Origin of the sequence: Saccharothrix deserti (assembly GCF_009769385.1) — a bacterium.
GTDB lineage: Bacteria > Actinomycetota > Actinomycetes > Mycobacteriales > Pseudonocardiaceae > Actinosynnema > Actinosynnema deserti.
The window spans coordinates 487,172-506,307 of sequence record NZ_ML775959.1 but is presented as its reverse complement, the minus strand read 5'-3'; the positions used below and the strand labels follow the sequence as shown (position 1 = coordinate 506,307).

The following is a 19,136-nucleotide window of genomic DNA, read 5'->3' as shown; positions in this document are numbered from 1 at the left end:
GGCGGGTGGCGGTCGGCCGGCATGACGGCTGACGGGCCGATTGACAAAGATCGCGACCACACCGAATCTGGGAGCGCTCCCAATCATCATCGTCGATGAGGACACCGCCATGAGACCGCGCCCTGCCGTGTTACCCGCGCTCTCCGCACTGCTCGCCGGACTGATCGCCGTCCCGCTCACCGTCCCTTCCGCGCAGGCCGACCCCGCCGTCACGGTCACCGTCAACGCGCAGGCGGGACTGGAGACCGTCGACGAGGCCGCGATCGGCGTCAACCACGCCATCTGGGACGCCCAACTCGGCACGGACGCCGTCGCCGACCTGATGAAGGACGCCGGGGTGCGCGCCATGCGCTACCCCGGCGGCTCCTACTCCGACATCTACCACTGGCGCGACCACACCGCGCCCGGCGGCTACGTCGCGCCGAACACGGACTTCGACCACTTCATGGCCGGTGTGCGGCGGGCGGGCGCGCAGGCCGTCGTCACCGCGAACTACGGCACGGGCACGCCCGCCGAGGCCGCCGAGTGGGTGCGCTACGCCAACGTGGAGAAGGGCTACGGCGTCAAGTACTGGGAGATCGGCAACGAGCTGTACGGCAACGGCCACTACGGCTCCGGCTGGGAAGCCGACGACCACCCGGACAAGAGCCCCACCGGCTACGCGACCCTGGTCAGGGACTACGCGCTCGCGATGAAGGCCGTGGACCCGACCATCAAGGTCGGCGCGGTGCTCACCACCCCGGGCGAGTGGCCCGACGGCATCACCGCTTCGGGCGACGCCGGGCCGTGGAACCAGGCCGTGCTGTCCGTCGCCGGGCCGGTCGTGGACTTCGCGATCCTGCACTGGTACCCGAGCGGGGACACGGCCGCGCAGGTGCTGACCAAGACCGACCGGATCGCCGACGCGGTCCGCCTCGTGCGCGAGCAGTCCCGCCGTCTCGCGGGCAAGGAGCTCGGCATCGCCATGACGGAGATCAACACGTCGTTCGGTCGCAACACCCAGCCCGGCGCGCTGTTCGCCGCCGACGCGTACGCGACGCTCATGGCGAACGGCGTGTTCACCGTGGACTGGTGGAACGTCCACAACGGAATCGGCCGGGTGTCCACAGTGGCCGGTCACACCGACTACGACGACTACGGCCTGCTGTCCAGCGCGACCTGCACCCCGGACGGCACGACGTGCCAGCCCGCGCTCAACACGCCGTTCGCGCCGTACCACGCGATCTCGATGGTCTCCCGCTTCGCCCGCCCCGGCGACCAGTTCGTGGCGGCTTCGGCCACCGATCCGCTGGTCCGCGCCCACGCCGCCCGCCGTGCCGACGGCGGCCTGGCGGTGATGCTGGTGAACCAGGCCCCCGACGCGGCCAAGACCGTGTCGCTGCGTTACGCGGGCTACGTGCCGGCCGCCGACGCGCAGGTGCTGACGTTCGCCAACGGCGACACGGGCATCACCGACCTCCCCGCACCGGGCCTGGACACACGATCGGGTGATCATGGTCCGACGACCTCCGGAAACGCTGTTATATCAGGAGGTGAAACGTCGGTTGAAACAATGAGGACCGCGACCAACCACACGACGTCCGGACCCCCGTCGGCCGCCACGCTCCCGCCGTACTCGATCACCACCCTCCTGCTGCGCCCGGCCGGCTCCACCGCCGGTCCCGCGGCGCCGCCACGCCCCGCCGCCGGCGCCGTCACCGACACCACCGCCACCCTCACGTGGCCCGCACCGCCCGCGGGCGTGAAGTACGAGGTCCACCGGCACGCGGGCGTCGGCGACGAGCAGTGGGGCGAGACGACCGGCACCTCGTTCACCGCGGCCAACCTCACGCCCGGCACGCGCTACACGGTGAACCTGGTGGCCCGCGACAACGCCGGCCGCGTCTCCTGGTCCTCCCCGCCGCTGACGTTCACCACGGGCACACCCGCCACGTCCACCTGCGCCGTCACGTTCCGCGAGACCACCAACTGGGGCAGCGGTTACGTCGCCGACATCGAGATCGCCAACACCGGCGCCGAAACCCTCGACGGCTGGACGCTGAGCTACACGTGGCCGACCACGTGGCAGCAGGTCTCCAGCGGCTGGAACGCCACGTGGACCCAGACCGGCACCGAGGTGCGCGTGTCGAGCACGACCCGCCTCACCCCCGGCACCACGACCACGGCCGGTTTCGTCGGCGCCTACCAGGGCCCCAACGTCCGGCCGACGACCTACAGGCTGAACGGCACCCTCTGCACCACTCGATGACAGCCCGGTCCGCGCGCGTCGTCCCAACCAACGCGCGCGGACCACCACCCGCCATCACCAGCCACCAGCCGCGATCGCCAACCACCGGCCACCATCGCCAAGCGCCGGCCGTCATCGCCGGCCGCCGGCCGCCGTCGCCAGCCGCTGACGGTCTCTTGCACGCGCGCCGCGATCGAAGCCGGCCTACCGGTCAGGAGCCGAACCAGCCGGCCACGTCGAGCCGGAAGAGGCCGGGCGGGACCACGGTGCGCAGGTCGACTTCGAGTGCGCGCAGTCGCTCCACGCCGAGCGCCTTCGCCCATTCCGCCCGCAGTTCCTCGAAGATCGCCGCCGAGCGGTCGAGGGCGTCGATCCCGTGGGAGGTGAGGCGGACCAGCTTGCGCCTGGCGTCGGCCGGGTCGTCGACTCGCTCGACGTAACCCAGGACCTCCAGCCGGTCCACCGTCTTGCCCGCCGCCTGTTTGGACACGCCCAGCCGCCGGCCCACCTCGCTGGCGGTGGCCCCGCCCCTGCCGATGGCCTGCATCGCGAAGCCGTAAGCGGGCCGCACGTCGGGATGTCCCTGGCGGGCCAGCTCGGCGTGCAGGCGGTCGATGATCGTGCGGAAACCCGCGAACAGCAGCAACGGCAGCTCGAAGCCGGACGTGTCCTCAGCCATTGCCGAAGCCATTGCCGAACTCGACAACCTGGTTTACGGTTTGGTCAACCACGTTGTCGAGTTTACCCCGCGAGAGGACCGCATGTTCATCGAGCACACCCCCGAGTCCGCACCCGCCGCCGCCCGCCGGTCCATGCAGGCCACCGTCGCCAAGCTCGGGTACCTGCCCGCGGGCGTCGCACGGCTCGCCTCCTCACCCCACCTGCTGGAGGGATTCCTGAAACTCAGCGCCATGTTCGAGCAGACCACGCTCGACCCCGTGGCCCGCGAAGTCGTCATCATGACCATGGCGACGCGCAACGGCTGCCACGTGTGCGTGGCGATGCACACCGCCAAGCTGACCGCGCTCGGCGCCGAGCCGGAGCTGATCACGGCGCTGCGTGAACAGCTGCCACTGCACGAGGACCGACTGGAAGCGGTCCGGCTGTTCACCCTCGAAGTGCTCGCCACCGCGGGCGCGGTCGACAGCGAAGCACTGGACTCCTTCACCGCGCACGGCTACACGCCACAAAACGCGCTGGAGGTCGTCATGGGCATCGGCACCTACACCCTGTCCACCCTGGCCAACCGCATGACCGGGGCGCCCGTCGACGAGCAACTCGCCGCCTTCGCCTGACCCACCCTCGAACGACGAGACCCCACGTGCCGGACAACGGCACGTGGGGTCGGACCAGCCGGCCGATGACACGGCCGTCGTCCTACCGCGCGACCCGAGAGCTCAGCCGACCGGGTTCCGGCCGTCCGAGCCCGCGAGGTACTTGCGGGCGGTGGCGACGACGGTGATCCGTGCCGTCACGTGGTGATCGAGAAGCTGTTGGAGACGAAGTCCATGCCACCCGACGCGGAGGTGATCTCGAACCCGAACTGCACGTCGCCGACCGTGACGTCGCCGTACCACCCGCGTGCCTGGATCCACTTCAGCACCGCCAGCACGTCGACCGTGCCGGCATTGGTGTTGCTCGTGCGCACGAACGAGAACACGGCGTTGGAGCCGTTCGAGCCCCGGTACACGTCCCACGTGTGGCCGCCGACGGTCGCCGTGGCCTCCCTGGAGCCGATCGGCCCGACCGCGCCCTGCTTGTTCACCCAGATCATGATCTCGTAGGCGTGGTTGTTCGCCCAGATGTCGTAGGCCGTCGCGTACGCGCCGCTACCGGGCCGGGACACGTTGAACGAACTGGAGAGCCTGCCCAGCGAACCGAGCGTGCGGTTGACCATCTTCGCCGAGTGGGGGTAGGACTTGACGCCGCCGGTGTTCGGGTGATTGGCCCACACACCCCAGTTGCTGTAGGAGTTCGCCCAGATCGACTGCGGACCGACACCGGATCCCCAGACGTTGTTGCGCACGGTGTACCCACCGTTGGACCACGTGCCCCACTTGTCAGTGGACGACCAGGTCGCGGCCTGCGCGACCCCGCCGGTGCCGAGGAGCAATCCCACCAACGCGACCGCGATCGCGGCCGAACGCATCCTGTTCATGACACTTCTTCCCGGGCGACGTTGCCCAAAGTCGCCGCGCCCTTGGAGTCGAAGCGCTTCGACTGGAGGGGCGCGGAACATCCCATGATGTGGCGGCGGTATGCCGGAACTATCGCAGCCCAATGGGTCGCAGGTCAACGCCCGCGCCGGCGCCGACCGAATGAGACGGACATCCCCGGCGGAAATTCCCGGCATTCGATCGGTTCGATCGCCCCATTCGACCGGGCATTCGACTGCCCGCTCCACACACGGCGACGTGGTGATCGCGCACTCCCGGCCGCCCGGACCCGACCGAGACCCGGGTATACCCGCGCCGAGGCGGGCCGTTCGGGAAACGGCCCGCCTCGGCGCGGAATCGGTGTGGCGAATTGCCGTCGCGGCTACGCCGCGGCGACGGTGAACTCGTAGAGCTTGGTCACCTGCCCCGGCTTGAGCGTGCAATTGACCGTGAACGTGCCCAGGCCGGTGGTCGAGCCGTCGGCGCGACGCGGGGTGAGCGTGGTGGTGAAGTTGCCGACCGTGATGGTCGTCCTGCCCGGGTTCGCCAGCGTGACGGGCGGCGTGCCGCCGCTCGCGACCGTGTCGAACGTGCCGGACGAAGGCACGTTCGTCTTCACCACGGTCAGGTTCGCCACCACGTCCACCGGCGTGCCGGCGTTGTCGATGCGCGTCTGCGACGTCGCCGTGCCCTCCACGGTCTTCGCGCCGACCAGCGACAAGCCCATGGTCGCGTTGGCGGGCACGGTCGCCGTCGCGGTCACCTTCGTCGCCGGGATCGGCCGGCCGACCACGGCCGAGTCCGGCAGGTCCTCGGCGACGATCTTCACGCTCATGTCCTGCGCGCCGATCAACGGGAACGGGCAGTTGTACACGAGCGTCAACGACGCCGTCGCCGCCTGGCCCACGCCCGCCCCACCGAACACGACAGTGCCCGCGATGGCGGCTCCTACCGCGAGTCCGCCGAACAGCCTCCGTGACATGGAATTCAGTTTGAGCATGGAGAATCTCCTCGTTGAGATTGTGTGGAAACGCGATCGCGGCGGCCGGGTCACCTGTCTACCCGTGAGTAATGTAGCGCGGACAGGCAATCGCGAACAAGTTTCACTACGCATTTTCCGCATTTTTCGGCAACCCCGACAGAAAGGGACGGTCGATTTGTCACACGGGTGACAAGAGTTCCGGGCACCCCTGACCGGCACCGATGCCCTCCCCCTCCACAGGGGCCGACAGGCCACCCGACCTGGTACACCCGTTCGAGTTGCCGCGCCCGGAGGCCGGACCCGACGACCTCACCGCGCGGGCGGTCGACCCGATGACGCCCAGGCCACGAAGGGCCGATGCCCCGGCCGAGCGGACCGGACCGCCGCCACGCCCGGGATGTGTGAAAGATATTCGTTACGGTGATTCCCGCATTTCACCCGGACCGTTGAAACCGGCGGCAACCGGCTAACCCGGCTCCGGCGGGTCGCGACTTCCCCCGTGTGCGGAGCGCTGCTCGGCACGTCCGTTCACGACCGGGCCGGCTCTGCGGCCCCGTGCTCATCAGGTGGGTGAAGGCCCATGCCCGTCGTGCTCATCGCGCGAGACGACCAATACGTGCTCAACCACACCACGCGCTTCATCGCCCGCGACACCGGCACGGTGTCCGAGCCGTTCCACCTGCCGGTGGTCGACACGCACTGGGACGGCGCATCGGCGGAAACGTCCTACCAGTTCAACGACGTCACGTTCGTGCACCGCGACGACGAGGCACGCGAGGTCGGCGTGGTGGGCACCTTCGGTGAACTCCACACCCCGGTCCCGCTGCGGGAGGTCCGGTTCCTCGACGAGCCGACCGGCCTCTGGGCGGCCACCGTGCGGGTCGGCAAGGGCCAGGTGCACCGCTACCGGTTCACCGTGGACGGCAGGTCGGTGCTCGACCCCGTCAACCCGCAGCGGCAGCGGACGGACAACGGGCAGGAGTGGTCGCGGTTCTTCACCCACGGCTGCGCGGTCCCGGTCAGCTTCGACCGGTGGGAGCTGCGGCTGCTGGAGCGACTCGTCACGCAGGTGCTGCCCTTCCAACTCGCCGAGAACCGGCGGTTCCTCGCCGACTTCTACCACAAGCTCAGCCGGTCCGAGCGCGACCGGCAGTTCCCGTTGGCGTTCCTGATGGACGAGTCGGTCGGGGTCGTCAACTTCATCGACAAGCTCCTCGCACGCGAGGAACGGCACAACCTCGACGACTACAAGATCTGCCTGCGGCTGATCGACGACGTGCTGCGCGCCCGCTTCCCCGGTCGGGAACCGGCGGAGCTGGGCAGGCAGGCGTTCATGGACCTCTACGACGAGCTCGCCGCCAACCAGGTGCCCGGCTGGGACCACGGCCGGTACGGCGAGCCGCGGTACTTCCTGCTCCTGCTGCGCCGCCACGCCATGACGGGCGCGTTCGCGCACCCCAAGCACGGCGGCAACCACGGCGCGGCGGCGTGGGCGTACCTCGCCGAGCGCTTCGAGTTCGACTGGCGCGCGGCGGTCGAGGCGCCGCTGGGCCGCAACACCGACTACCGGGGGTGAGACCATGGCCGACGAGACGTTCGACGCGGTGATCATCGGCAGCGGCGCGGGCGGCGCGCCCGTCGCGCACGCGCTCGTGCGGGCGGGCAAACGCGTGCTGGTGCTGGAGAAGGGGCCGCTGTTCCACTCACAGCACACCAGTCCCGACGGGCTGTCGGACTTCAAGCGCGACGAGGAGTTCGCCACCGGCGCCGAGAAGGTGCTGCAGGTGCAGGGTGTCGCGAACACCGGCGTGTCGTTCTACTCCAGCCACGTCGAGCCGGACCTGAACGACGAGCCGCACGTCTACCGCGACACCGACGGCCAGGACAGGGTCACGATCGAGGGGTACACCGCGCAGGTCGTGGGCGGCGGCACGCAGCTCTACGGCGGGGTGTCGCTGCGGTTCGCCCCGGACGACTTCCGGCTGCGCTCGGCCAACCAGGGGCGGGACGACCTGCGCGCCGACCCCGGCGGCGATGTCGCCCGGGAGGCCCGCGACTGGCCGTTCGGCTACGACGACCTGGAACCGTGGTACTGCCGGGCCGAGGAGCTGGTCGGCATCAACGGCACCAGGGACGGCCAGCTCAAGCCCGCGAGCGTGGACAACTACCAGAAGCCGCTGGAGCCCAACGACATCAGCGCGCACGTCGCCGCCGGGATGGACGCGCTGGGCTTCCGGCGCTACCGCACCCCGCTGGCGGTCATCACCGAGGACCACGCGCCGAGCGGCCGCACGGTGCCGACCGACCGCGAGTCGATCAAGACCGCGTTCGTCAACCGCTACGGCGACCCGTTGGGCCTGAAGTCCAACACGTGGGTGTCGCTGCTGCACCCGATCTCCACCCAGCCGGGGTTCGCCTTGCGCGCCAACTGCGTCGTGACGCACCTGTCGGCGACGAACGGGCGGGTGACGGACGTGCACTACCGCGATCCGCTGGGACGCGAGCGGACGGTGGGCGGCACGGTCGTGGTGGTGGCGTGCAGCGCGATCGAGTCGGTGCGGCTGTTGCAGCTGTCCGCCGAGCGGGACGCCGGCTTCGCGGACCGGATCAACGGCAACGGCCTGCTGGGCCGCTACTTCCTGACGCACTGCTTCGGCGGCGCGTCGGCCCGCGTACCCGGCCGTCACGACAAGTCCCGCACGCTCGACTCGGACTGGGCCACCGACGCGTGTGCCACGCCGGAGTTCGTGCGCGCCAACGGGCTGTGGGCGGGCGGCGCGATCTACAACAACACGTCGGACTCGGCGCTGCCGATCAGCATGGCGCGCACGTGGGCCGCCAACGACATGGACACGATGTGGAAGGGCTACCTCTACGACCTGGACATGCGCGGCGACCAGTTCGACGGCTACCTGACCGAGAACTTCGGCCGGCAGCTGTCGGTGGCGTTCATGGCGAACCAACTCCCGCTGCCCACCAACCGGATCACGCTGCACCCGTCGGTGCGCGACAAGTGGAACCGCCCGGTGGCGCACATCGACAAGGGCTGGCACAGCCACGACCGCGCGGTGATGGACGTGCTGGCCGACCGCTGCCGGGAGATCCTCGCCCGCGGCGGTGACGGCGTGCAGCTGATCGGCTTCGGCCACGTCGGCAACGACGTGCGGCGCATCGCCAACCACGTCCTCGGCGGCGCGCGCTTCGGCACCGACCCGGCCGACTCGGTGCTCGACCCGGACTGCCGCGCGTGGCGGTTCGACAACCTCTACGTCACCGACGGGTCGTTCATGCCGACCTCCGGCGGCGCCAACCCGACCCTGACCATCCAGGCCAACGCCTTCCGCGTCGGCGAACTGCTCACCACGAGGGTGTGACGTCCATGGACCCGGCGTTCGACGACATCTTCACCCAGCCGGAGAACGAGATCTTCCGCGTCGTGTTCTTCCCCGACCGGATCTACCACTCGCGGTACCTGCTGGCCGCGCGCAGCCCCCGCTACCGGTACGACGTGGACGAGGTCCGCAACGGCCCGGACGTCACGGCGATGAAGGGCAGCGTCTACCTCGACGGCACGCGGCTGTGCAGCGTGCTGCGCCTGGAGTACCGCGCCGGGCGCCTCACCGAGCTGGTGCGGGAACGCGGACGCCGCCTCGGCGACTCGGTGAACGCGTGGGTGCGCGTGCTGCCGAACGACGAGTCGCTGACCGCCGACGCGACGGTGACGTTGCGCTACGACAAGTCGGTGGACGCGTACGCGGTGGAGATGTGGGACACCCTGGAGCCGCCCGAGAACACCGACCACGACTACCGGGTGATCCCGCTGATGGGTGCCAACGCCCCGATCACCCGCCCGCCGTCGCTCGCGCCCGCGCTGGTCGACATCAAGGCCCTGCGCCGCCTGGAAGTGGCGTTCAGCGAGGTGGCGATGACGACGCCCACCGGCCACCCGGTGCCGGACGTCCAGTGGGACAACAACTTCCTGCGCTCCCACCAGGAGCCGCGCGACCCGCAGCCGTCCTCGGACCAGAACACCGTGCGGGACTTGAACTACCTGCTGGACTACCAGCGCGCGTGGTTCATCCCGGACTCGGCGCAGGTGCCGCCGGTGCGCTACCGCAACGCCATGATGGACCCGGACAACCCGGAGGCGAAGCCCGGCGACGGCAACGTGCTGGACATGCGGTGGCTCGTGCAGCGCGAGCTGGGCGGCGACCTGGTGTTCTTCCACGAGGTGACCATCCCGCCGGGCGTCGTGGAGGGCACGCACCGCCACATCGGCTCCGAGGAGCTGTACTACGTGGTGTCCGGCCGTGGTCGGGCCTACCTCGGGGTGGACGACGACCCGGCCGCGGCACAGCAGCCGGTCGTCGAACGCCATGTGTACGGCATCGGCCCCAAGCCGTGCCGGGAGGTCGCCGTGGGCCCCGGCAGCACCCTGTTCACCAAGAGCGGGGGCATCCACGGCATCCGCGCCGACGGCGACGAGCCGTTGAAGTTCGTGGCATTCCTCTACCATCCCTGACCTTTGCCATCCCTGAGCGGAGACCAACCCCCTGAAAGGGAGGTGCCCCGTGCGGATCCCGCAAGGTGACGCCGTCCACCGCGTCGACCCCGGCACGGTGCCGAACTACTCGTCCGACAACCCGCTGGAGCGACTGCTCACGGTGGTGCAGCAAACCCGGCTCGCCGCCGAGCTGGAGTGCTACGCCACGCCGTCGCTGCAGTACCTGCTACCCCACGAATGGCTCGCGCTGTACGGGCCGAGCAGCCCGAACACCGACGTCCTCGACCCGGCCGCGCAGGACTTCAAGACCGACTTCCAGAAGCAGAACGTCGCCGACTTCCGGCTGGGCGACACGAGGGCGGTGCGCGGCTGGGCGCTGGCCGGTGACTGGACCGGCCCGTTCCTGCACCTGTCGTACCGCGCGGGGCCCGACAGCGCGCTCGCCCAGGCGCACAACGGTTCCCTGGGCGATCGGGTGCTGGTCGACGTCGAGGTCGAGGGCGGTGGGCGTGCCGAGTTGGAGGCGCCCTACGACCCCGAAAGCGACCGTTACGTCGCCGAACTGTGGGGTTACGGCGGCGACGACCTGGAGTCCCGCCTCGGGGCGCGTGGCCGGCAGTCGCTCAAGCTCGGCGTCCTGCAGGCCCGCCCGGACATCGCGAGGGGAGCGCCGAACGCGTTCAGCCGCGCGGAGCTGGACGGTCGGGACGTCCGCGAGGTGGCGCCCGACCACCTGCTGCACCCGGTTCGGCCGCTGCGCGTCGTGCTGCGGTGGCGCAGCACGGACCGCACCGCCGAGGTCGGGCCCGTCACCATCGCGTTCCAGATGGTGGTGCGCGGCTGGGACGCGTTCCTGGAGGTCGGCCGCAGCCCGAACCCGCACGGTGGCATCGGTTTCCTGGAGTACCGCAACCTGCTGTCGAACTACTTCCGGTTCACCGGTTCGGATGAACTGGGCCGGAGCCTGGAGCCGTACAACCTCGACGCGTTCGGCCGCAAGGCCGCGCCGGGCGCGAAGGAGCCGTTCCTGGCCGTCGACTACATGGACCTGCACGTCATGGACGCCGGGTGCGGTATCGGCCTGCACCGCCACCGGGACAACTCCGAGGTGTTCCTGATGCTGGACGGCGAGGGCTGGATGGTGATCGGCGACTGGGCCGAGCCCGACACCCGCACCCGCTGCTTCGAGGTGCGCCTGCTGCGGGCGGGGCACATGGCGTTCCTGAAGGGCGGCAACCTGCACGGCCTGGCCAACCCGTCGGACCACCAGATCTCGCTGTTCATGTTCGGCGGCTACGACTGACCTCCGCCGACCTCCGCGGCCGCCGGCGTCGGGTGAACCGACGCCGGCGGTCAGCCCTTGCCGGTGAGGGTGAAGCGGAGGTAGCGGCGGTAGGTGATGGTGCGGAACGCGTCGGCCCGCGTGTTGCCGTCGGCGGCGGCTTGTCGGGCGCGTTCGAGGACGACGGTGGCTTCGGCGACCGCGCGGTCGTGGTCGACGCGGATCCGGGCGGTCGCGGTGTTGGCGGCTTTCATCTCGTCGGCCAGGACGGCTTGCTCGGCGCGCAGGGCCGCCTGCAGCTCGCGGGTCGTCGTCGCGGCCTCGTCCAGCACCTGTTTGTACTGGGCGTCGAGCCGGCCCTTCGCGGCGGCGAACCGGTCCTTGATCGGCTGGTGCTCGGCGGGCGTGAGCGACGTCGGCCGGTTGTTCGCGGCCTTGACGGTCAGGCGTGCACGCCACTGGTCGATGCGCCCCGCCTTCACCTCGCCGATCCCGGCGACGCGCACGCCGCGGCCGTCGACCAGGACGAAGATCGCCACGCGGTTGGGTCCCTGCACGTCGTAGCGGACGCCGACGAAGTCCGCGGCGGTGCGGATGCCGACCGCTTCGAGGTTGGTGGTCAGCGCCGGCCCGACGCCTTCGACACCGGCGGTCTTGACCGGGAACTCCGCCAGGTGCGCGCGCAGGTGTTCCTTCTGCCGCACGGCCAGGAGCCGCTGTTCCTCCAGGTGCATCCGGGCCAACGACGTCTGCCGGTCGCGGTCGATCCGGTCGAGGTGCTGCTTGACGGCCTGCTGGTGCGCCCCGAGGCGCGCGTTGTGCCGCTGTTGGAGGAGCCGCCGCTTGTAGTCGTGCACCTCCTTGGACTTCTCGGCCTCTTGGGTGATCTTCCGGGTCTCCTTGTCGAGCCGGGTGGCGCGGGCGGCGGCGGCCAGTCGGGCGCGGTGGAGCCGTTTGCGCTCGGCACGCGCGTCGCGGGCCCGTGATCGCTCGGGTTGGCGGCGGTAGCCCAACGTCGTGATCGCGGTCCACGCCAGCAGCGCCGACACGTCGGCGACCGCGATCGCCTCTTCCACGAAGATCGCCGCCGGCACGCCTAACGGCAACAGCACCGACAACGCCCACGTCAGCACGGCCAGAGCCGGCGCGCGCCGGTTGAACCGCACCAAGGGCGGTGGGGCGGGCACGTGCGGCTGGACGCGTTCCGCCATCCACGACGGCAGCGCGGCGTTGACCGGGGCCGGGGCCATGACCGTCCTCACGGTGTCGAGCGGTTCCAGCGGTTCGACTGGTTCCAGCGGCGGGGGCGCGGCGCGGTGGTGGAGCAGGATCTCCTGGAAGCGCTCGGCCAGTCCGCGCAGGCGCGCGTCCGGGTGGCTGGTCAGGGTGGCCAGCCGGAACGAGGCCGCCGGGTCGGCGAAATCGGGCTCGGCGAGGAGCAGGTGCTCGGCGTCCTCGTCGCGCAACTGCCGCCACAGCGAGGGGTCGGTCGCCAGGGCCACGAGCGACAGGTAGACGACCCACGAGGAGAACCGGTCGATCTCCGGGCCGAAGTCGGACGCCGTGCGGTCGGGCGACTGGTAGTTGCGGTGCCCGGTCTCGGCCGCGGGCAGTCCGGCGAGCGCGGGGACGTACATGCCGTCGTAGTCGACCAGCTTCACCGAGCCGTCGGCGCCGATCAGGAGGTTGCCGTGCTGGAGGTCGCCGTGCCCGACGCCCGCCGCCGCGAGTTCCGCGACCAGGCGCGCGAACCGCGCGGCGACGTGGGACACGGCCGCGGGGTCGTCGGTGTTCTGCTCGATCCAGCGGATGAGGCTGACGGCCTCCACCCACTCCATCCGCAGCACGGGGTACCAGGCGCCCTCCACGAGGATGCCCTGGCTCACGTAGTCGAAGCCGACCGTCCAGTCGTCGTCCAGGCGCGCGAGGTGCTCGCCGACAGCGCGGTAGCGGGCCGCCTGCTCCCGTGCCTCCCGGGTGAAGCACTTGATCGCGTAACGGGTGCCGTCGGAGACGGTCAGCGAGAAGACGCCGGCGAAGTTGCCCGAGATCGCCCGTGGCCGGCCCAGCGCGTCGACGCGCACCTCGGCCCCGGCGAGGTCGGTGCCGCGGAAGCACAGCGCGGTGTTCTGCAGCGCCTCGACGTAGGCGGCGCCGGACGGGAACGCGCGGACGGGCTCGTCATCCGAGGTCCACGTGAACGACGGTGACGTCGTCATTGCGCATCAACCCCTCCCCCCGCGTCTTCTCCAACCACGCCGCGAACTCGTCGTGATCACCGGATCGCGTGAACTCGCACAGCACGTGCCACGGTTGGCCACCGCGTGCGGTCTCGCGGAGGAACCACTCGGCGAGCGCGTCGGTGCAGAGGAAGAACTGGTCGCCCTGCTCCGCGCCGCCCGACACCGTCCGCACGTGGCGCGCCAGCAGCGCGTGGTCGCGGTTGAACGCGTTGACCAGGCCCGGCGAGTTGTCGAACGCCTCCGGCGACTCCACCGGGAACGCGCGCAGCAGCCGGTCGTCGCGGGTGTGGAACAGGCAGCTGTCACCCAACGCGGCGACATCCCACCGGGTGACCTGCGACGAATCGGTCTCGAACCGCGCGGCGAGCACGGTGGCGTGCGGACCGCGGTCCAGCCCGGGTTGCTCGTACCAGGCGATCGGGCGTCCGTTGGCCTCGCGCTCCGCCACGTAGTCGGCGAGCCACTCGCCCCACGCCGCCCCTGCGCTGATCAGCGCGGTGGCGAAGCGGTCCACGTCCTGGAGCACGCACTCGTCGTCCCGCACGGCGTCGATGACGGTTTTCGCCAGCAGGTCGGCCCACTCACCCGCGAGCAGGCTCTCCGACGCACCGTCGGCCACGGCCGCGAACACCGGTTCGGCGAGCCAGGTCCCCGGGTCGGAAGCGGGCAGGACGCGGGCGGCGTCCTCGCATTCCCGCAGTGTGTTGCCCTGTTTGGGCACGCGGAGGGAGGAGGTGAACATGCCGCTGCTCAGCGCAGGTCCGTCGCACGCGTTCCGATGTCCAGGAACTGGACGAGCGAGGTGATGTCCGCGTTGTAGACGAAGCCGCGCGTCTTGTCGCTCGCCATCACGCCCTGCTGCATCGCGTAGAACCGCATGTGCGGCGGCAGGAGGCTGGACATGTCGAACAGGGTGCGCGCGTAGGCGTCGGGGAGCGCGGAGTCGGTGTCGGGGAACGTCACCGGGACGGCGTTGGCGGCGGAGACGTGCAGGTTGAACAGCAACGCCGCGCCGTCGGCGCTCACGTGCGTCTGCACGGCCCACGCGGCACTGGCCGGGTCGCCGTCGGTTGACTCGCCGTCGGTCAGGTTGAGCACGATCGGCGGGAAGCAGTCCGGGTGCCGGGCAACCCAGTCCGACACCAGTGCCTCGGCCCGGGACAGCGCCCGGCACATCGGCGTCGCGCCGTTGGCGACCGGGTCCACCCAGACGGGGAAGCGGGTGGTCGTCTCCACGAGCCCGCCCGCGCCGTCGGGGACCTTCTTGACCCGCTTCTCCACCCGCGCGGGCTTGTCCGCGACCTGGCTGAGCGGCACGAGGTCACGTCCCGCGAGCGGCCCGGTGAACGCCGAGCCGACCGTGTGCCCGTACCCGATGACGGCGATGTGGAAGTAGTCGCGGACGCCTTCCTCCTTCGCGCACTTCACGCTCAGCTCGGCGAGCAGCCGGTTGATGGCGTCGGCGACCACGTCCGCCTTGCGCTGCCGCGCACCGCCCCCGATCGGGTCGCTCATCGACGCCGACTGGTCGACCAGGAACACGAAGCAGGAGGGGTTGGCGCGACTGATCTCGGCTGCGTAAGTCACGTAAGAGGTCCACTTCTCGCGCGATCACCCGCTGTGGCACGGCGTGATCGCGCTGATTCGACAGGCACTACGCTGCGATATCGCAATTTGAACACGCAGCGTTACCACGGCACGGCGAATGCTACCGGAAGAACGCTGTGTATCACTCGAAAGGCTAGCGCTTTCCGGGCTTGCCGAAAGCAGCGCCCAGCACGCCGTGCACGCCGAGTCCGGACCCCCAGACCTCGGCCGCCGCGATCTGCCGGGTTTGATTCTGGTGTCGGGCATCGTTCTCACCGTTGTGGCTTTGTGATAGTTAGGGGAGGTTAGGGGGTACGGGGCGGGCGGGGGTGGGCGGCAGACTGGCGGTGGCCGTGCACTTTCTCGCAAGGGGTTCAATGGTGGCGGGTACCGCGATCGCCTTTCCCGGGATGGGGCCCGTGCGGTTCCAGGACGTTGCCAGGCTGATGGTGGTGAACCCGTTCGCCCGGGAGTTGACCGGGCGGGCGGACGAGGTGTTGGGGTACTCCTTGTTCGACCGGTACGAGGTCGAGGAGGGGGACTACTCGGAGGCGGCGCAGGTCGCGTTCCTGGTCACGTGTCTGGCCTTGGCCCAGTGGTCGGGGCAGGAGGCCGAGCTGTGCGCGGGTGCGAGTTTCGGGGGCAAGGCCGCCGCCGTCTACTCCGGCGCCCTCGGGTTCGAGGACGCGGTGCGCGTGACGGTGGGCATGGCGCGGTGCGAGCGCGAGTACTTCGCTCTGCACCACAGTGACGTGGTGACCGAGTCGTTCGCGCGGACGCCGCGTGAGCGGTTGGACGAGATCCTGACCGAACTGGACTGGTACGAGGTCTCGTGCGAGGTGGACGAGGACCTCTACATGGTCACCCTGCGGGAGGACCGGCTGGAGTGGTTGCAGCGCCGGATCCGGTCGGTGGGCGGTATGCCGCTCTACACCATGCGACCGCCGTTGCACGCCAGTGTGTTCGGCCCGCTGCGTGACGTGGTGGAACGCGAAGTGCTCGCCGGAATTCCCTTCGTGGATCCGGTCATCCCTGTTGTCGCCGATCAGGACGGTGCCGTGCTGCGTACCGGCGAAGACGTCCGGACGCGGCTGCTGGACGGGTACGTGCGGGCGGTTCGGTGGCCCGCGGTGGTGGACAGCTTGCGTGACAACGGGATCGAGCACTTGCACGTCGCCGGGCCGGACCGGCTCTTCGGTCGGGTGCGACGGGTGCGGGAGTCGTTCTCATCGGTGACCCTGGTGGACCCGAGGACGGCTCTGCGTCCCCGGCGCCCGGTGCCGGTGGCCTGATGCCGGGCGGGAGGCTTTGCCCGGAAACCCGACGGCACCGCAACCCGACGGCACCGGACCGACGGCGACGGACCCGACGGCGACGGCACCCGGCCCCGGGGCACTCAGGCCGCGACTTCCCTGGCCTTGTCCAGCGTGCCCCACAGGACGCCGGGCGTGGCGAAGTTGTCCATCGTCAGCATGTCGTCGACGAACCGCACGCCGTACGCGTTCTCCAGCGATGCCAGCAGTTCCACCGCGCCGAGCGAGTCCAGCCCGAGGTCGCGCAGGTCGGCGTCCTCGGCCAGGGGCTCGTCGGCCGCGATGAACGGCAGGTAGGTGCGAAGCATGTCCTCGAACTGCTGATCCCACATGGCGACTCCGAATCCTCGTGATTCCTACGCACTCGAAGAAAGCCGATCGCGACACCGCCGTAAACCCCTACTGCCGCAGACCCCTACCGCCGCAAACCACTACCGCCGGGAGCAGAGATGACCGAGCACGCCCTGCACGCGCGTTTCCTGCGCGGGCTCGCCGTGGCGCCGGACCGGGTCGCGCTGCGGGTGGGCCGGGACTGCCTCACCTACTCCGAACTCCACGAACGCGCGCTGGTGTGGGCGGGCACGCTGCTGTCGGCGACCGACGAGCCGCCACGGGCCGTGGGTGTGCTGGGGGCCAAGAGCGTCGAGTCCTATGTGGGCGTTCTCGCCTGCCTGTACGCGGGCGTGACGGTGGTTCCGCTGCACGTCGACTTCCCGTTGGAGCGGACCCGCGGCATGCTGGCCGCCGCCGGTGTGTCGGTGGTGGTCTCCGACTCCCCCGCCGCGGACCTCGGCGTCACGGTGCTCACCGAACCCGACCCGCGCCGGGCGCTCACCGAACCGCGTCCCGTCGCCCCTTCCGATACGGCCTACGTGCTGTTCACGTCCGGGTCCACCGGTCGCCCGAAGGGGGTGCCGATCACCCACGCCAACACTGACCACTACTTCCGGCTGCTGGACCGGCGGTACGACTTCACGCCGGAAGACGTCTTCTCGCAGACGTTCGACCTGAACTTCGACTGCGCGATGTTCGACCTGTTCTGCGGGTGGGGCGCCGGTGCGAGCGTGCACGCGGTCCCGCCGACGGCCTATCGCGACCTGCCCGCGTTCGTCGCGGAACGGCGGTTGACGGTCTGGTTCTCCACGCCGAGCGCGATCGCCCTGGTGCGCAGGATGGGCGGGCTCGGTCCGGGCGCCATGCCGTCGCTGCGGTGGAGCCTGTTCGCGGGCGAGGCGCTGCACGCGGCGGACGCGACCGACTGGCAGGCGGCGGCGAACGGGTCCGCGCTGGAGAACATCTACGGGCCGACCGAGCTGACGGTGACCGTCACCGGGCACCGCTGGGACCCGCTCACCTCTCCGGCGCGGTGCGTCAACGGGCTGGTCCCGATCGGGACCGTCCACGATGGACACGATTACCTGCTGCTGGACGAGGACGGCGGTGACGCGGAGACCGAGGGCGAGTTGTGCATCGCCGGCCCGCAGCTCACGCCGGGCTACCTCGACCCGGCGGACGGCGACGGCCGGTTCCTCGACCGCGCAGGGAAGCGCTGGTACCGCACCGGGGACCGGGTCCGGCGGCTGCCCGACGACGAGCTGGTCTACCTCGGCCGGCTCGACTCGCAGGTGCAGGTGCACGGGTGGCGGGTGGAGCTGGCCGAGGTCGAGCACGCGCTGCGGAGCTGCCCCGGCGTGCGGGAGGCGGTCGCGGTGGCCCGTTCCGGGCCGGACGGCACCGAGCTGGTCGCCTTCTACACCGGGGCCGTGACACCGGCGCCGCAGCTGGCGCGCTGGATGCGACAGGTGCTGCCACCCGGGATGCTGCCGCGCGAGTACCGGCACGTGGACGGGTTCCCGCTGAACTTCAACCGGAAGATCGACCGCTCGCGGTTGACGCGGATGGCAGACCGCTGAGGTAACCGACGACCACCTCGCGGAACCGTTGCGGTTCCTCGAGGTGGGGCACGTGGCTGGACTCCTCGAAGATCTCCCACCGGGCGTCCGGGATCAGGTCCAGGTAGGGCCGCACGGTGACCGGGGTGGCCTCGTCGTGGCGACCCGAGAGGACGAGGGTGGGTACCTCGACGTCGGGCAGCAGGTCCTCCACGCCCCACTCGGCCAGCGTGCCGACGACGTGGAACTCGTTGGGGCCGTTCATGGTGTGGTAGACGGTGGGGTCGTTGTCGAGCTCGTACAGCGAGGCCTGGAACTCCTGGGGAAGCGGGTCGAGCCGGCACACGTGCCGCCGGTAGAACTCCCGGGCGGCCTGCTGGTACTCGTCACTGTCCGTGGTGCCCGCGGCCTCGTGCCGCCGCAGCACGTCGTCGATGCCGGGTGGCAGGGCGTCCCGCAGCACCTTCATCTCCCGCAGCCACAACGGGTAGGACGCGGGCGCGTTGGCGACGACGAGTCCGCGCAGGCCGGCGGGGCGTTCGGCCGCGTGCGCCGCCGAGAGCAGCCCGCCCCACGACTGCCCGAACAGGACGTAGTCGTCGGCGATGTCGAGGCGGTCCAGCAGGTTGTCGAGTTCGTCCAGGAAGAGGTCCACCGTCCAGAAGTCGGCCCCGCGGTCGGGCAGGTGGGTGGACCCGCCGTTGCCGAGCTGGTCGTAGTGCACCACCGGCCAGCCGTCCTCGGCCAACACGGTCAGCGGCAGCAGGTAGTCGTGGGTGCTGCCGGGGCCGCCGTGCACGACGACGACGGGCGGACGGCCGGAACGCAGGTCACCGGTGACGCGGTACCACGTCCGGTAGGGGCCGAAAGCGACGGTGGGCACGGTTCTCCTCGGGGTCGACGTCCGCCAGGTCGGCATGGGTCGGCATGGGTCGGGTCGGCATCGGTCA

Annotated in this window: 16 protein-coding genes; 8 read left to right on the top strand and 8 right to left on the bottom strand. The window is 70.5% G+C overall.

Annotated features, from left to right (window positions below; translation table 11 throughout):
• Positions 1-109 precede the first annotated feature (109 nt).
• Positions 110-2,248: a cellulose binding domain-containing protein gene (locus FM051_RS01845; protein WP_158839903.1), complete on the top strand. Its 2,139-nt coding sequence runs from the start codon at positions 110-112 to the stop codon at positions 2,246-2,248.
• A gap of 190 nt (positions 2,249-2,438) precedes the next feature.
• Here the strand turns inward: FM051_RS01845 and FM051_RS01840 are convergent, their stop codons facing one another.
• Positions 2,439-2,906, bottom strand: coding sequence for a MarR family winged helix-turn-helix transcriptional regulator (locus tag FM051_RS01840; RefSeq protein ID WP_158839901.1), 468 nt, complete (start codon positions 2,904-2,906; stop codon positions 2,439-2,441).
• 82 nt (positions 2,907-2,988) lie between these two features.
• Here FM051_RS01840 and FM051_RS01835 point away from each other — a divergent pair, with 82 nt between their 5' ends.
• Entirely contained in the window at positions 2,989-3,522 is a 534-nt protein-coding gene (locus FM051_RS01835; RefSeq protein ID WP_158839899.1) for a carboxymuconolactone decarboxylase family protein, read from the top strand.
• Positions 3,523-3,698: 176 nt separating this feature from the next.
• Here the strand turns inward: FM051_RS01835 and FM051_RS01830 are convergent, their stop codons facing one another.
• Positions 3,699-4,385 (bottom strand): glycoside hydrolase family 12 protein, encoded by a 687-nt coding sequence (locus tag FM051_RS01830; RefSeq protein WP_158839897.1) that lies wholly within the window; start codon positions 4,383-4,385, stop codon positions 3,699-3,701.
• Between the two features lie 380 nt (positions 4,386-4,765).
• Positions 4,766-5,365, bottom strand: a complete 600-nt coding sequence (locus tag FM051_RS01825; RefSeq protein ID WP_158839895.1) for a DUF6801 domain-containing protein — start codon at positions 5,363-5,365, stop codon at positions 4,766-4,768.
• A 580-nt stretch (positions 5,366-5,945) separates the two neighbouring features.
• Here FM051_RS01825 and FM051_RS01820 point away from each other — a divergent pair.
• From FM051_RS01820 to FM051_RS01805, 4 genes are read left to right on the top strand one after another with little or no spacing between them, the layout of a single operon-like run.
• Entirely contained in the window at positions 5,946-6,941 is a 996-nt protein-coding gene (locus tag FM051_RS01820) for a gluconate 2-dehydrogenase subunit 3 family protein (RefSeq protein ID WP_158839893.1), read from the top strand.
• A 4-nt stretch (positions 6,942-6,945) separates the two neighbouring features.
• Positions 6,946-8,739: a GMC oxidoreductase gene (locus FM051_RS01815; RefSeq protein WP_158839891.1), complete on the top strand. Its 1,794-nt coding sequence runs from the start codon at positions 6,946-6,948 to the stop codon at positions 8,737-8,739.
• A gap of 5 nt (positions 8,740-8,744) precedes the next feature.
• The gene (locus FM051_RS01810; RefSeq protein ID WP_158839889.1) at positions 8,745-9,887 is read left to right on the top strand and encodes a cupin domain-containing protein; all 1,143 of its coding nucleotides are present in this window, start codon (positions 8,745-8,747) and stop codon (positions 9,885-9,887) included.
• A 49-nt stretch (positions 9,888-9,936) separates the two neighbouring features.
• A complete protein-coding gene (locus tag FM051_RS01805) occupies positions 9,937-11,172 on the top strand; it encodes a cupin domain-containing protein (protein WP_202918626.1) in 1,236 nt (411 codons plus the stop codon).
• A gap of 50 nt (positions 11,173-11,222) precedes the next feature.
• Here FM051_RS01805 and FM051_RS01800 read toward each other — a convergent pair whose 3' ends face one another.
• Genes FM051_RS01800 through FM051_RS01790 form a run of 3 tightly spaced genes read right to left on the bottom strand, consistent with a single transcriptional unit; the run spans position 11,223 to position 14,981 of the window.
• Positions 11,223-13,370, bottom strand: coding sequence for a serine/threonine-protein kinase (locus FM051_RS01800; protein ID WP_158839887.1), 2,148 nt, complete (start codon positions 13,368-13,370; stop codon positions 11,223-11,225).
• Entirely contained in the window at positions 13,333-14,136 is an 804-nt protein-coding gene (locus FM051_RS01795; RefSeq protein WP_158839885.1) for a protein phosphatase 2C domain-containing protein, read from the bottom strand. Before FM051_RS01795 ends, FM051_RS01800 begins: the two co-directional genes overlap by 38 nt.
• 8 nt (positions 14,137-14,144) lie before the next feature.
• A complete protein-coding gene (locus tag FM051_RS01790) occupies positions 14,145-14,981 on the bottom strand; it encodes a vWA domain-containing protein (RefSeq protein WP_158839883.1) in 837 nt (278 codons plus the stop codon).
• Between the two features lie 410 nt (positions 14,982-15,391).
• On the opposite strand from FM051_RS01790, the gene FM051_RS01785 reads away from it, so the two are divergent.
• Positions 15,392-16,273, top strand: a complete 882-nt coding sequence (locus tag FM051_RS01785; protein WP_238412056.1) for an ACP S-malonyltransferase — start codon at positions 15,392-15,394, stop codon at positions 16,271-16,273.
• 104 nt (positions 16,274-16,377) lie between these two features.
• Here FM051_RS01785 and FM051_RS01780 read toward each other — a convergent pair whose 3' ends face one another.
• Positions 16,378-16,626, bottom strand: coding sequence for a phosphopantetheine-binding protein (locus FM051_RS01780; RefSeq protein ID WP_158839881.1), 249 nt, complete (start codon positions 16,624-16,626; stop codon positions 16,378-16,380).
• Between the two features lie 117 nt (positions 16,627-16,743).
• On the opposite strand from FM051_RS01780, the gene FM051_RS01775 reads away from it, so the two are divergent.
• The gene (locus tag FM051_RS01775) at positions 16,744-18,207 is read left to right on the top strand and encodes an AMP-binding protein (RefSeq protein ID WP_158839879.1); all 1,464 of its coding nucleotides are present in this window, start codon (positions 16,744-16,746) and stop codon (positions 18,205-18,207) included.
• Here FM051_RS01775 and FM051_RS01770 read toward each other — a convergent pair.
• Positions 18,158-19,069, bottom strand: coding sequence for a proline iminopeptidase-family hydrolase (locus tag FM051_RS01770; protein WP_238412055.1), 912 nt, complete (start codon positions 19,067-19,069; stop codon positions 18,158-18,160). The genes FM051_RS01775 and FM051_RS01770 overlap by 50 nt on opposite strands.
• Positions 19,070-19,136: the final 67 nt, after the last annotated feature.

Coding starts and splice junctions, on each gene's coding strand:
- FM051_RS01845 (WP_158839903.1), top strand. CDS start 110: ATGAGACCGCGCCCTGCCGTGTTACCCGCGCTCTCCGCACTGCTCGCC.
- FM051_RS01840 (WP_158839901.1), bottom strand. CDS start 2,906: ATGGCTGAGGACACGTCCGGCTTCGAGCTGCCGTTGCTGCTGTTCGCG.
- FM051_RS01835 (WP_158839899.1), top strand. CDS start 2,989: ATGTTCATCGAGCACACCCCCGAGTCCGCACCCGCCGCCGCCCGCCGG.
- FM051_RS01830 (WP_158839897.1), bottom strand. CDS start 4,385: ATGAACAGGATGCGTTCGGCCGCGATCGCGGTCGCGTTGGTGGGATTG.
- FM051_RS01825 (WP_158839895.1), bottom strand. CDS start 5,365: ATGTCACGGAGGCTGTTCGGCGGACTCGCGGTAGGAGCCGCCATCGCG.
- FM051_RS01820 (WP_158839893.1), top strand. CDS start 5,946: ATGCCCGTCGTGCTCATCGCGCGAGACGACCAATACGTGCTCAACCAC.
- FM051_RS01815 (WP_158839891.1), top strand. CDS start 6,946: ATGGCCGACGAGACGTTCGACGCGGTGATCATCGGCAGCGGCGCGGGC.
- FM051_RS01810 (WP_158839889.1), top strand. CDS start 8,745: ATGGACCCGGCGTTCGACGACATCTTCACCCAGCCGGAGAACGAGATC.
- FM051_RS01800 (WP_158839887.1), bottom strand. CDS start 13,370: ATGACGACGTCACCGTCGTTCACGTGGACCTCGGATGACGAGCCCGTC.
- FM051_RS01795 (WP_158839885.1), bottom strand. CDS start 14,136: ATGTTCACCTCCTCCCTCCGCGTGCCCAAACAGGGCAACACACTGCGG.
- FM051_RS01785 (WP_238412056.1), top strand. CDS start 15,392: ATGGGGCCCGTGCGGTTCCAGGACGTTGCCAGGCTGATGGTGGTGAAC.
- FM051_RS01780 (WP_158839881.1), bottom strand. CDS start 16,626: ATGTGGGATCAGCAGTTCGAGGACATGCTTCGCACCTACCTGCCGTTC.
- FM051_RS01775 (WP_158839879.1), top strand. CDS start 16,744: ATGACCGAGCACGCCCTGCACGCGCGTTTCCTGCGCGGGCTCGCCGTG.